Source organism: Thermoplasmata archaeon, from assembly GCA_038874435.1.
Classification (GTDB): Archaea; Thermoplasmatota; Thermoplasmata; order Lutacidiplasmatales; family SKW197; genus SKW197.
Window position 1 is genome coordinate 127121 of record JAVZCK010000004.1, and the last position, 10377, is coordinate 137497.

A 10377-nucleotide genomic window follows, 5' to 3' on the forward strand; every position below is an offset into this window, starting at 1 on the left:
AGTATCACTCCTTTAGAATTCCCTGGGCTTTCAATTGCATTCTGAGATGCGCTTTGCTCTTGAATACGCCACCTTTCGCCTGATAATAAAGTTTCCTATAATTTTTTCTGTCAATTTTTTTGTTATCTCTCAGAGTTTTCAAAAGGGCACGAACTGCGCGAATTGTCTGCATCCATCTTACTTTTCTGGGCATTCTTGCGAATTTTGCGCCTTCCCTTGAGCCCTGTCCTCTGCGCCTTCCCTTTTCTCTCTGGTGTTGCATGTATCTAATCCTACCTCTTGAGTTACCTTTAACTTTCTTTGCCTTTATGACTCCCGCAGCGATCGCATTTCTGATGTCTTCTCTAGTGACAGCATTTGCGAGTTCGTCGACTGCATTAGGATCTATCCAGATTCTGTTGATTCCACAACCCAGAATCTCCGCAGCCATTCTTTTTTGATTTCTCAGATTCATTCTCTCACCTTCACGGGGTTAAGCACACGGATACCCATTTTTTCTGCTTCTTTCATTATCTCCATTCTCTTCTTCATTCCTACTGTTCTCGCAATTCTACAGGCCTCTAGTTTTGGATCAATCTTCTTTAGCTCATTAGGGTTGTGCACAAGGACTTCCCTGAAACCAGAAGGATGAAGATATCGGGCAGCCCTTGGGCCTCTGTATCCGATTGAGACAACATTCGGGCGATAACCATAATGCCGTCTCATCTTGGAGTGCATTCCTCTAGGCACACGCCACTTCACCCTTTGGAGGCGCTTGTACCGATGCCACTCCTGACGAAGGAAAACTGGTCTCTTGTGGTTCATCTGATTCCTTAGCAATAACATTTTTTTCATGGTATCAGTTAACTTTGGCTTCTGTTTGGGTTCTGGTTTTATCTTCTTTTCCTCCTTCTTTTCTTCTTTCTTTTCTTCATTCACGTTCTCTTGCTTATCTTTTGATTTCTTGTCATCCTCTGTCTTCTTCGCTTTCTTCATATCCTCTTCAGCCATTCATTTCACCTCACTCAGCAGGTTTTTGGGCTTTTGCTACAATATAAATTCCATCTTGGAATACTCTTGGGTCATATTCTTTGATTTTTGTAGCTCTCTCAATATTTGCAGCGGTAGCACCCAGCTTTTCGATGTCATTCCCAGTAAGCACAAGGTCATTCCCCTTCACCACTACTTTTACATCAGGGAGAATTTTAGCTTTTCTAGGTCTCTTCTCACCAAGAAAATTCTCGATTAGCAATTCATCACCTTTCACTGTCAACTTTATAGGAAAGTGAGCATAGACGCACTTCATCCTGTATTCAAAGCCCTCGGTCACGCCCTTCATCATGTTCCTTAGATGGGCTTCCCATGTGCCCACAATTGCCTTCTCCCTCCTACTGTCCTTGTTTGCGGTGATAATGAACTTGTTCTCCTTTAACTCAAGCGTGATTCTTGCATGCTCAAAGACCCTCTCGAGTTTTCCTCGTTTACCTGAAATTCGGACTAAATTGCCAGAGAGCTCTGCCTTCACACCAGGAAGAACTTCAACAACTCTCTGAACTTTTTCCTCACTCGCTTTCTCTGTCATCTATCTCACCTCAATACACATACGCAAGGAGCTTACCTCCAATTCCTAGTTCTTTCGCCTTCACATTCGAAATCACGCCCGCAGTTGTTGTCAGAATCAGAATACCAAAGTCCTGGCCTGGTAGAAACCTGCTTTCATACTTTTCAATTTCCATCGCTTTAACAGAGAACCTGGGTTTTATCACGCCACAACTGTTTATACTCCCTGTCAGAACAACTTTGAAGAAGCCAGATTTGCCATCATCCATGAATTCAAATTGCTTCACATAGTTGTAGTCCATCATTACCTTGAGCACATTCCCTATCAACTTTGAAGCTTTAACAGTGCACTCCTTTTTTCCAGATTTCTCCGCATTCTTTATTTTAACGAGCATATCATTCAATAGATCGCTCTGCATTGTCTCACCTCACGAATATTTCTTAAATCCAAGTTCAGGTGCAATCTCACGAAAACACTGTCTGCAAAGATGCATTCCATATCTGCGGACAATCCCACGCTTTCTTCCGCATCTAGTGCATCCTATTTTTCTTCCAAATAACTTCTTCGGTTTCATAAGTTCACCTCAACGACACAATTTCTACATTGAATTTTTCCTTCAAAAATTTGATTGCCTCTTCACGCGTGATTCTGTGTTTCTCCGACACTTTCGCTTTTGCCCTCTTTCTTTTTTCAACACGTTTCCCAGGTCGTGTAAGCACGGCACAGACATCCATTCCAAATATCCCAATGTTTGGATCGTATTTCATTCCCTCAAAATCAGTATAGTCAGCAATTCCAAACGCAAAGTTACCATACTGATCAAATGAGTAATCTGCAAGTTTGTTATCTCTAATTGAGAGAGCCCTCTTCAAAAATTCCTCCGCATCTTTGCCACGCAAGGTCACTTTGACACCAATGGACATTCCTTTCCTCACGCCAAGGTCTCTGTTAGTTACTTTTGCTCTTGTAATCGTCGGCTTCTTTCCTGTCACCATTGAAAGCACTTTCTCTGCCTTCTGCAGGCGTTCACCACCTTCGCCAGCTCCGATGTTGACTACCACCTTTTCAAGGTAAATTCTCCGCATCGGGTTCTCCTTTTCGGTCATACTGCCCTCACCTCTGGTAGCTTAATCTCAGGCACCTTTATTCCCACTACAAACACCTTTTCCTTAATTGTGGAGAAACCTTCCTTCAGATATACCACATTGGGACGCGATGCAGAAACCACTTCCTGTCCTGCAATTGTACCTATCTCACCCACATGCTGACCTCCGATAAAATAGCAGACATTGCCGATTTCAAAGCCAAACTTATTCATGATTTTCTGGCTAGGAATCTCTATTTTGAGAGTGTCCCACGTCTTGTATTCGTTCGGTTTCTCGACTAGAATGTTCCTTCCGTCATGTAGATTCAGTTGTGTGATTCCCTTCTTCTGTGTGGTCTTGTTTTCAATTCTTACAAGCTTCCACTTTGCTTCCTCTGCAGTTATCCGTACTGGAACAAGTTTACCATTTCTATCAAGTAGAATCCTATAATGTTCTCCGATTTTCTCGAAGCTAACCACATCCATGAGTCCGACTCCCTGCTTCACTTCTCGCACCACTCTGCCATCAATCTTCACATCTCCAGAACACACTATTTTTTTCGCCTCTCTTGCGTTGTCGCAGTAGTGCAAATAATCTCTGATCAACAGAGTAAGTGGGAGCATTTCCCATAACTTGTGTTTACCTGGCAATGGTTTAGTGACAAATCTACTGGCTTTCCTTGGCAACTTCCAGGTTGTTGGTGCAGGCAATCTCTTCAAGTGCTTGCTCATGATTTCACCTCTTCTTCAGTTTTCTTTTCTTCCTCTTTCACTTCTTCTTGAGGCGGTGCCTCCTCCTTCAGTTTTGCCCTTCTTTTCGGGTCCGTAAGGTTTAACTTTGTGATCATAACATTAGAGGGATGAACTGGATAGGGCTTTAGTTTTCCATCCGCTTTCTTTACTGTAACATTCTCAATGTGTAACCTCAGTTTTTTGTAATCAACCTTTGCAACCTTTTCCACAGTACCTTTAAACTGTCCTCGCATCACTTTAACTGTGTCCCCTTTCACCACTCCGAGAGTGCGAATCCCATACTTTTTTCTCAGTTCTTTGTCAAGGAGACAGTGAAACACTTTCCGCTTCTCGTGGAGTGGTGCTCTGAACAGTTTCTTTCTTTCTTTCCTTGGTTGAATGCTCATCATATCACCTCAAACAATTATTGAAGCAACAGCGGCAATTCTTGGCCAGCGCTCTGCCGCTTCCTTTGCTACTGGCCCCTTTATATCAGAGCCCTTTACCTCACCTGTCTCTGTAGTTATTACCGCAGCGTTGTTTTCAAACTGGACCATGGTGCCGTCAGGTCTCCTAAAAGGTCTTTTTTGACGCACAATAACTGCATAGACCACTTGTTTCCTCATTTCTGGTGTTCCCTTCTTCACTGATGCGACCACAATATCTCCAATGGCTGCAGTAGGATACCTTCTATGGGAACCATGATATTTTGGCACAGCAATGATTTCAATTACCTTTGCGCCAGTGTTATCAATGCACTCCAATCTTGCTCCTTTTGGTAAACCTCTTGTCTGTCTGCCTGGAAGTCCCTTCATTTCTCCTCACCTCTTTTCTCTACGCTTATCACCACGTACGAAACCGTCTTGCTGAGAGGTCTGCACTCCATTATTTTCACATGGTCTCCAGTTTTCACACCCAGACAGGGCGGTGCGTGAGCAGTATATTTGCTTGTTCTCTTCTCGTATCTCTCATATTTTTTGAGATACCAAAGATACTCTCTCTTCACAACCACAGTTGATTGCATCTTATCAGAGACCACAACTCCTTCTATAATCTGCCCTCTCACAGGAAGAGTGCCGTGGAAGGGGCAGTGTTTGTCGTCACAGCTTTTTTCTGGCAATGGTACCTCAATGCCAATATTTCTTGCCTTTCTGTCAGCCATAATTTCACCTTCTTATTTTTTTGATTCTATCCTCTGGTCGAAACTTTATTCTATTCCCATCAATCACATAGTTTGTTGGAAGGATTTTGAACAGCAGATTTTTTTTCGGGATTTTCATGTCTTCACCTTCTACATGAATCACGAGCATGTTCTTTGTCTCGTCGACCACAACACCCCTTACACCAACCAGGGATTTTTGTGGTGCAGAGACAATTTCTATCTCATGCCCTATAAACTCATGTTTCAACCACTTTTTCACTTTACCTCCACCTTAAATCCAAGCTCCTCAAGGGAATCCTGGACCTTTTTCTTATGGTCGCCCTGCAGTTCTATTCTTCCATCTTTCACAGTACCACCAGAAGCGCATTTTGTTTTCAGCTTTCTTGCAAGTTCATGCATGTCTATGTCTGCACCGTCTATTCCCTCAACTATTGTCACTGTTTTCCCGTATCTTCGCTTGTCTGTGTAGACCTTAACTTGTTGGGTCTCTTTAGCTATCTGCTCGCATATGCACAGATCTTCTGGTAGCCCGCATACTGGACATACACCTGGCATTCTTTATTCTCCTCCTTTTGTCTTCTTTTTTTCTTCGTTCATGACCGTGAGCATTCGTGCAATTTGGATTCGAATTGCACGAAGTTTTCCAGGGTTAGCAGGTGCACCACCCATTGCGGCTACACCTCTTTCATGCATTAAATCATCTTCAAGCTCCACCAGTTTTTTCTTTCTCTCTTCTGGTGACATTCCTCTAAAATCCTTTGCTTTTAGGGCTGGCAACTCAATTCACCTCCTTATTCTCCGAGGATTTTTCTTTTTCTTCTTCTTTTTTATCACTTACATCTTCTGATTCAACAGCTTCTACATCAATCAAGTCCTCCTCAATTGGTGGAACTTCTCCTTCTTTGAGGGATTTTAGTTCTGATGCAATCTGCCGCTTCAATTTGGACTTAACTCTGATCTTCTCTGGCTTAATTGAAATATCGGCTTTAGGCACTGCCGACTTTTCTGTGACTGCAGATGCGGGTGTTGTAGCTGCTGTTTGGCCTTCTTGAGTTGGTTGTGCTGTGCTTTCAAAAGGAGGTGCAGGGGTCTGGGTTGCCTGTGCGATTGGTTCCTTAATCTTGATTTCATCTGGGAGCTTTGCATCGGGTCTCATTATCCAGACGGTGGCACCCATAATTCCCGGCTTTAGCTTTGCCACTGCATAACCCTTTTCAACGAATTTAAGGGCAGAATCACCACAGTATTTTATCATGCCCTCTCTAAACTTCTCAGTCCTATGCCTCTCTCCAGCGAGTTTTCCTGATATTATCACCTGGCACCCTCGTGCGCCTGCATCCATTATTCTTCTCACTGTAGAATGTCCTGCTCTTCTATACTGCCATCCCCTTTCTAGTGCTATTGCTAGTTTCTTTGCCATAATCTGGGCGTTAAGTGCAGGATTTTTAACCTCCAGCACTTCTATCTGAGGGTTATCAAATTTGAATGTGTGCTCTATTGCGGCGGTGAGGTCCTTTATTGCACCACCCTTTCTGCCTATCACAAAGCCAGGCCGCTCACAATAAAGAACCACTCTTGTGCCCATTGGAGTTCGCTGGACTTCAAGTCCACCAAATCCTGCACGCTCTGTCTCTCGCATCAGATACTCTTTGAGTAGCACCCTGCGAATATTTTCTCTAACAAATTTTCTCTCTGTTGCCAAGGTCATTCCTCCATCTGTTCAAGAATTATTTCAATATTTGTGGTCTGCTCATGCCAGGGTGAGCTTCTGCCATGTGCTCTAGGCATGTAGCCCTTTTGAATTGTGCCGCGAGATGCGGCTATAACCTTCACCTTCATATTGTCAGGATCAAAAATTTCAAGGGATTCTGCATTTGCCCTTGCTTCTCTCAACAATTTTAAAATGTATTTCGCTGGCTTCACAGGGTACCTTGCTGGTCCATTACCCTTCTTGTGTGGTGCTCCATAGGTGTATCGTTTTATTTTTACTGGTCGCTTCAGTGCGATCACATCCTCGAGGAATTTCTCTGCCTCTGGCAGTGTCATACCCCTAATTGCGTTGCAGATTTCATAGGACTTCTTTGGTGAAATTGGTAACTCCTTGCCATACGCTTTTACATGCTTTTTGGGGTCTGTCTTAAAGGTATATCCCATTTTTTCACCTCACTTCAGCGGCAGGAATTTGGAACTGCGAGTTGCACCCACACCAGGCCCTGAGTGCTTCTCAAACTTTCTTGTAAGTGAGAACTCTCCGATGTAATGGCCAATCATTTCTGGCCTTATTTCGAATTCCTTGTATTCCTTCCCGTTGTAAACTGCAACTCTTTTTCCGACAAACTCTGGTACTATTACAATGTCTCTGCAGTGAGTTCTTACCACCTCATTTTCAGCACTTCGCAATTTCTGAACGAAAGCCATCTGTTCTGGATTGTAACCTCTCTGGAGGGTTCTCCTTGCCCTTGCTGGCAATACCTCAAGTAGTTCTTCGAGCGTCATCTTCTTGAGTTCTTCTAATGTGTAACCTCGATATGTGAATTCCTTTTTTCTCCTTGCCTGGATTACACTCTTCTTCTTTCTTTCCTTTCTTCTGCTTGCTTTGGTGCCACCTTCACCAACCATCTTTTCACCTCTTCTTCAATTTCTTTCTCTTTGGTGCCAATCTTCCTACTTTCTGTCCTGGCCATGCACCTGAAGATATTGTGCTAGGTCTGCCAATGTGCTGATGAGAACCACCACCAAATGGATGGTTAACAGGATTCATTGCCACACCTCTAACTTTAAACGGTGCTTTTGCCAAACTACTAAATGCATGAACTTTCTTACCTGCTTTGGCGAATGGCTTTTCCTTTCTACCCGCACCAGCAACAATTCCTACAGTTGCCCTGCAGTTTCCATTTATTGTCTTGAACTGTCCCGACGGGAGTTGGACGACTACATTATCCTGGGAAGAAGCCACCACAAGGGCTGCAGAACCCGCTGATCTGATGAGTTTACCTCCGTCACCAGGCACAAGCTCTAGGTTGTACACATAAGTACCTTCAGGAATCTTCTTCAGTGGAAGGATGTTTCCACGCTCGATTGGTGCGTTCTCACCTATGTAGATTTTTGAATCAAGTTTTAATCCATCCACTGCTAGAAATCTGTAAATTTCACCATTTTCCATTTCCACCTCTGCCACAGGTGCAGTGTGGGCAGGACTGTGTACGATGTCTTTAACAACACCCACACCCGTTACCTTCAGTGCAGGATATTTTATCGGTCCATGGTGTCTGTGGCTCGGCGAACGATATACAGGGGAACCATGCCCCCTTCTCCTTGGGATTATTCTCTTGCCCATTCACACCACCTTCACATCACTCCAATTTTCATTCCGATTTCCTCTGCCTTATATGGATAAGCCAGCTTCACAAGAGCACGCTTTCCGTTCTTATCAATCTTTGTGTTAATCTTCGCAACCTTCACTCCGTACTTTTTCTCCACAGCCTCCTTGATTTCCTTCTTAGTCGCGTCTATGGGTACTTTGAATTCAAGCTTGTTTTCCTTTTCCATTGCAATTGAGGTTTTTTCTGAGTGGATTGGATACAACAGGATTCTTCTATCTTCCATTTCTACCACCCTGCCAATTTTTCAAGTGCTTTTTCAGAGATTATGGTTAATCTCCCAGGCACACCACCAGGTGCCAGATGCTCCACATTCACATTTTTCACATCTACAACGTCAACACCAGGCAAGTTCTGCAAACCTGCCCAATTTTTCGTGTTTTCTGCAAGAACAAGAATCGATTTGGGTACTTTGTATCTTCTGCCCCTCATTTTCCCCTTTCCTGCTCTCTCATGCTTTCCTTGCTTCGCTCTTTCCACATCAGGAGATAGCCCAACTTTTTCTAGAAATTCCGTCGCAACTGCTGTCTTGTCCATTCCTTCTCCATCGCCTTCTACAATTACTGGCAATGTGAGCTTATCTGCAAATCTATGACCTCGTGCTTTCACCATTGTAATGTCTTTAGTCGCTGCTAACGCTGCCCTTCTTGCAAGCAACTTTTCTTTCTTGTTCACTTTCTTGCTCCAGTCTTTCTCTGCCCTTGGGGGATGGGCTGCTCTCCCACCTACGCAGTTAGGGGCCTGAGAGCCAGTCATACTATCCTTCAATCTTGGCACTCTGGATACACCCCTTCCCTTTCCGGCCCACTCTACAGACCTCTTCATTCCTGGTATCCTGTGGGCACCGTAGGGCTGAGCCGCATAAGCATATCTCCCGTATGGTTGACGGCGATTTGAAAGTATGGCATGGAACGCCCTCCTAATTATGTCAGTCCGTACTGGTGACATGAACACAGGAGGAAGAGATACTTGCTTCACCTTTTCGCCTTTGACAGAATAAACATTTACTTTTTCTCCATCAGCACCAACAGACACTTTTTTAACTTTCTTTACTGGCATTCGATCCACCTCCTCATGCGCCCTGCTGTGGCGATTTTGATACATAGGTAACCTTTGGCTCAGGCATTGCTACACCCGGTTTTCTTACTGCATCTCTGAATGCCACCGCTCTCTTTGTGGGCCCAGGCACAGAACCTTTTACAACTACGAAATCACTTCTAATTACCCCGTAATGGAGGAAACCACCAGGAGGTGTTATGTTATCCCATATGTCTACTTCATCCTTCTTTTTCTCCTCCTTCGCCTCCTTCTTTTCATCTTCCTTTGCCTTTTTGCCCTTCATTTTTTCAATAGTTTCTTTACTTATTTTTACTTTTAGCAAAAGTTTGTTGAGTTCTGTGCGTTGGTGATATCCCATCTGTCCTGCTTGTGGGACAGTGGGCATGACATAGCTTGGAAAGTGGGGTCCAAGTGTGCCTATCATTCTTCTGTGTTTGCTGTTCTTTCTTGGCTGGAGTTTTACACCCCATCTCTTAATGTGACCTTGGAACCCCTTACCTTTTGTGATAGAGGCCACATCAACATAGGTGCCATCCTTTGCAAAATCAGAAAACAGAATTTCTTTACCCAGCAGATTCTTTGCATAATCTAACCGCTGGGCGATTGTGCCACCTCCAATCCTCAGTTCAATAATGTCGGGCACTTTTTTCGGTACACCTGTGATAAGCCAGGGTTGAGTGTAAGCGATAATTCTCACGTCCTCTACCAAGTGCTTGTATTTTTCCATTTTTTCTAGAGCTTTTTTCTCATTGTATTTCTCAGGAATAGGTAATCTCCTCGATACATGCTTGTCTATGCTACCAGCCCAGGCCTCTGTAAGTGTATAGAGTGCCCCATCCTTTCGACCGTATACCCTTATTGCGGCTACTCTCATAGGAGGGGTCTCGATGATTGTTACAGGGGTCTGGACCTCCATACCACTTGTAGTGCTTCTCTTTCTTTCATCCATCATCAGCACATGGGTCATTCCTACCTTATAACCCATGAAGCCCTGTATTTTTGGCTCTCCGTCTATCTCTGCCCAGCTTCCGAATTTCGGAATGTGGCTCTTCGCACGTTTTCGAGGCGAGAATGCCTGCGATCCACGTCTTGGACGATGTCTTTTAGCCATTTATACCACCTTTTTTCGCAGTCGGTATTCCAACCGTGACGCCATCTGTCCAGCACACAACCATTTGCTGCAGGACTCTGGGATGCTTTCGCATATCCCGTATGCGTCTGGTTGTGAATCCGTTTTTATATATTGAGTGTGTTATTCCAAATATATGTAGTATATAAGGTTTTTTAGGATGTACCATGACTTCGGAAAGTTCATAGAAAGTTTGAATAGAAAAAAATCCATCCCCGCTCTAAAATCAACCAGAGGGGATGGAATGTCAACACAACAAGTCCATATATCGTCCGAACTAAAAAAATATAT

Annotated in this window: 20 protein-coding genes; all 20 read right to left on the bottom strand. The window is 43.9% G+C overall.

Annotation, left to right across the window (positions count from 1 at the left end):
- Positions 1 to 4: 4 nt before the first annotated feature.
- From QXD64_02935 to rpl3p, 20 genes are read right to left on the bottom strand one after another with little or no spacing between them, the layout of a single operon-like run.
- The gene (locus QXD64_02935; protein MEM3396270.1) at positions 5 to 454 is read right to left on the bottom strand and encodes a 50S ribosomal protein L19e; all 450 of its coding nucleotides are present in this window, start codon (positions 452 to 454) and stop codon (positions 5 to 7) included.
- Positions 451 to 990: a 50S ribosomal protein L32e gene (locus QXD64_02940; GenBank protein ID MEM3396271.1), complete on the bottom strand. Its 540-nt coding sequence runs from the start codon at positions 988 to 990 to the stop codon at positions 451 to 453. Before QXD64_02940 ends, QXD64_02935 begins: the two co-directional genes overlap by 4 nt.
- A 10-nt stretch (positions 991 to 1000) precedes the next feature.
- Entirely contained in the window at positions 1001 to 1561 is a 561-nt protein-coding gene (locus QXD64_02945; GenBank protein MEM3396272.1) for a 50S ribosomal protein L6, read from the bottom strand.
- Between the two features lie 10 nt (positions 1562 to 1571).
- Positions 1572 to 1958 carry a 30S ribosomal protein S8 gene (locus QXD64_02950; protein MEM3396273.1) on the bottom strand — a complete coding sequence of 129 codons (387 nt, stop codon included), beginning with the start codon at positions 1956 to 1958 and terminating at the stop codon, positions 1572 to 1574.
- Positions 1959 to 1967: 9 nt separating this feature from the next.
- Entirely contained in the window at positions 1968 to 2114 is a 147-nt protein-coding gene (locus QXD64_02955; GenBank protein MEM3396274.1) for a 30S ribosomal protein S14, read from the bottom strand.
- Positions 2115 to 2118: 4 nt separating this feature from the next.
- On the bottom strand, positions 2119 to 2646 hold the full coding sequence (locus QXD64_02960; GenBank protein ID MEM3396275.1) for a 50S ribosomal protein L5: 528 nt from the start codon (positions 2644 to 2646) through the stop codon (positions 2119 to 2121).
- Positions 2643 to 3356: a 30S ribosomal protein S4e gene (locus tag QXD64_02965; GenBank protein MEM3396276.1), complete on the bottom strand. Its 714-nt coding sequence runs from the start codon at positions 3354 to 3356 to the stop codon at positions 2643 to 2645. Before QXD64_02965 ends, QXD64_02960 begins: the two co-directional genes overlap by 4 nt.
- Positions 3353 to 3763: a 50S ribosomal protein L24 gene (gene rplX, locus QXD64_02970; GenBank protein ID MEM3396277.1), complete on the bottom strand. Its 411-nt coding sequence runs from the start codon at positions 3761 to 3763 to the stop codon at positions 3353 to 3355. The genes QXD64_02965 and rplX overlap by 4 nt, the downstream gene beginning before the upstream one ends.
- Positions 3764 to 3772: 9 nt before the next feature.
- On the bottom strand, positions 3773 to 4171 hold the full coding sequence (locus QXD64_02975; GenBank protein ID MEM3396278.1) for a 50S ribosomal protein L14: 399 nt from the start codon (positions 4169 to 4171) through the stop codon (positions 3773 to 3775).
- The gene (locus QXD64_02980) at positions 4168 to 4518 is read right to left on the bottom strand and encodes a 30S ribosomal protein S17 (GenBank protein ID MEM3396279.1); all 351 of its coding nucleotides are present in this window, start codon (positions 4516 to 4518) and stop codon (positions 4168 to 4170) included. Before QXD64_02980 ends, QXD64_02975 begins: the two co-directional genes overlap by 4 nt.
- 4 nt (positions 4519 to 4522) lie before the next feature.
- A complete protein-coding gene (locus tag QXD64_02985) occupies positions 4523 to 4777 on the bottom strand; it encodes a ribonuclease P protein subunit (protein MEM3396280.1) in 255 nt (84 codons plus the stop codon).
- Positions 4774 to 5073, bottom strand: a complete 300-nt coding sequence (gene yciH / locus QXD64_02990) for a stress response translation initiation inhibitor YciH (protein ID MEM3396281.1) — start codon at positions 5071 to 5073, stop codon at positions 4774 to 4776. The genes QXD64_02985 and yciH overlap by 4 nt, the downstream gene beginning before the upstream one ends.
- A gap of 3 nt (positions 5074 to 5076) precedes the next feature.
- Complete coding sequence (gene rpmC, locus QXD64_02995; GenBank protein MEM3396282.1) at positions 5077 to 5295, bottom strand: 50S ribosomal protein L29; 219 nt, start codon at positions 5293 to 5295, stop codon at positions 5077 to 5079.
- A gap of 1 nt (position 5296) precedes the next feature.
- Positions 5297 to 6220 carry a 30S ribosomal protein S3 gene (locus tag QXD64_03000; GenBank protein MEM3396283.1) on the bottom strand — a complete coding sequence of 308 codons (924 nt, stop codon included), beginning with the start codon at positions 6218 to 6220 and terminating at the stop codon, positions 5297 to 5299.
- A 2-nt stretch (positions 6221 to 6222) separates the two neighbouring features.
- The gene (locus QXD64_03005) at positions 6223 to 6672 is read right to left on the bottom strand and encodes a 50S ribosomal protein L22 (GenBank protein ID MEM3396284.1); all 450 of its coding nucleotides are present in this window, start codon (positions 6670 to 6672) and stop codon (positions 6223 to 6225) included.
- Between the two features lie 9 nt (positions 6673 to 6681).
- The gene (locus tag QXD64_03010) at positions 6682 to 7137 is read right to left on the bottom strand and encodes a 30S ribosomal protein S19 (protein ID MEM3396285.1); all 456 of its coding nucleotides are present in this window, start codon (positions 7135 to 7137) and stop codon (positions 6682 to 6684) included.
- Positions 7138 to 7141: 4 nt separating this feature from the next.
- A complete protein-coding gene (locus QXD64_03015; protein MEM3396286.1) occupies positions 7142 to 7855 on the bottom strand; it encodes a 50S ribosomal protein L2 in 714 nt (237 codons plus the stop codon).
- A gap of 11 nt (positions 7856 to 7866) precedes the next feature.
- Positions 7867 to 8124, bottom strand: coding sequence for a 50S ribosomal protein L23 (locus QXD64_03020; GenBank protein MEM3396287.1), 258 nt, complete (start codon positions 8122 to 8124; stop codon positions 7867 to 7869).
- Positions 8125 to 8126: 2 nt separating this feature from the next.
- Positions 8127 to 8957 carry a 50S ribosomal protein L4 gene (gene rpl4p / locus QXD64_03025; GenBank protein MEM3396288.1) on the bottom strand — a complete coding sequence of 277 codons (831 nt, stop codon included), beginning with the start codon at positions 8955 to 8957 and terminating at the stop codon, positions 8127 to 8129.
- A gap of 13 nt (positions 8958 to 8970) precedes the next feature.
- Complete coding sequence (gene rpl3p / locus QXD64_03030) at positions 8971 to 10068, bottom strand: 50S ribosomal protein L3 (GenBank protein MEM3396289.1); 1098 nt, start codon at positions 10066 to 10068, stop codon at positions 8971 to 8973.
- Positions 10069 to 10377: the final 309 nt, after the last annotated feature.

What these genes read in the sequence shown, in the direction of transcription:
- QXD64_02935 (MEM3396270.1), bottom strand. Translation starts at nt 454, where the DNA reads ATGAATCTGAGAAATCAAAAAAGAATGGCTGCGGAGATTCTGGGTTGT.
- QXD64_02940 (MEM3396271.1), bottom strand. Translation starts at nt 990, where the DNA reads ATGGCTGAAGAGGATATGAAGAAAGCGAAGAAGACAGAGGATGACAAG.
- QXD64_02945 (MEM3396272.1), bottom strand. Translation starts at nt 1,561, where the DNA reads ATGACAGAGAAAGCGAGTGAGGAAAAAGTTCAGAGAGTTGTTGAAGTT.
- QXD64_02950 (MEM3396273.1), bottom strand. Translation starts at nt 1,958, where the DNA reads ATGCAGAGCGATCTATTGAATGATATGCTCGTTAAAATAAAGAATGCG.
- QXD64_02955 (MEM3396274.1), bottom strand. Translation starts at nt 2,114, where the DNA reads ATGAAACCGAAGAAGTTATTTGGAAGAAAAATAGGATGCACTAGATGC.
- QXD64_02960 (MEM3396275.1), bottom strand. Translation starts at nt 2,646, where the DNA reads ATGACCGAAAAGGAGAACCCGATGCGGAGAATTTACCTTGAAAAGGTG.
- QXD64_02965 (MEM3396276.1), bottom strand. Translation starts at nt 3,356, where the DNA reads ATGAGCAAGCACTTGAAGAGATTGCCTGCACCAACAACCTGGAAGTTG.
- rplX (MEM3396277.1), bottom strand. Translation starts at nt 3,763, where the DNA reads ATGAGCATTCAACCAAGGAAAGAAAGAAAGAAACTGTTCAGAGCACCA.
- QXD64_02975 (MEM3396278.1), bottom strand. Translation starts at nt 4,171, where the DNA reads ATGAAGGGACTTCCAGGCAGACAGACAAGAGGTTTACCAAAAGGAGCA.
- QXD64_02980 (MEM3396279.1), bottom strand. Translation starts at nt 4,518, where the DNA reads ATGGCTGACAGAAAGGCAAGAAATATTGGCATTGAGGTACCATTGCCA.
- yciH (MEM3396281.1), bottom strand. Translation starts at nt 5,073, where the DNA reads ATGCCAGGTGTATGTCCAGTATGCGGGCTACCAGAAGATCTGTGCATA.
- QXD64_03005 (MEM3396284.1), bottom strand. Translation starts at nt 6,672, where the DNA reads ATGGGATATACCTTTAAGACAGACCCCAAAAAGCATGTAAAAGCGTAT.
- QXD64_03010 (MEM3396285.1), bottom strand. Translation starts at nt 7,137, where the DNA reads ATGGTTGGTGAAGGTGGCACCAAAGCAAGCAGAAGAAAGGAAAGAAAG.
- QXD64_03015 (MEM3396286.1), bottom strand. Translation starts at nt 7,855, where the DNA reads ATGGGCAAGAGAATAATCCCAAGGAGAAGGGGGCATGGTTCCCCTGTA.
- QXD64_03020 (MEM3396287.1), bottom strand. Translation starts at nt 8,124, where the DNA reads ATGGAAGATAGAAGAATCCTGTTGTATCCAATCCACTCAGAAAAAACC.
- rpl4p (MEM3396288.1), bottom strand. Translation starts at nt 8,957, where the DNA reads ATGCCAGTAAAGAAAGTTAAAAAAGTGTCTGTTGGTGCTGATGGAGAA.
- rpl3p (MEM3396289.1), bottom strand. Translation starts at nt 10,068, where the DNA reads ATGGCTAAAAGACATCGTCCAAGACGTGGATCGCAGGCATTCTCGCCT.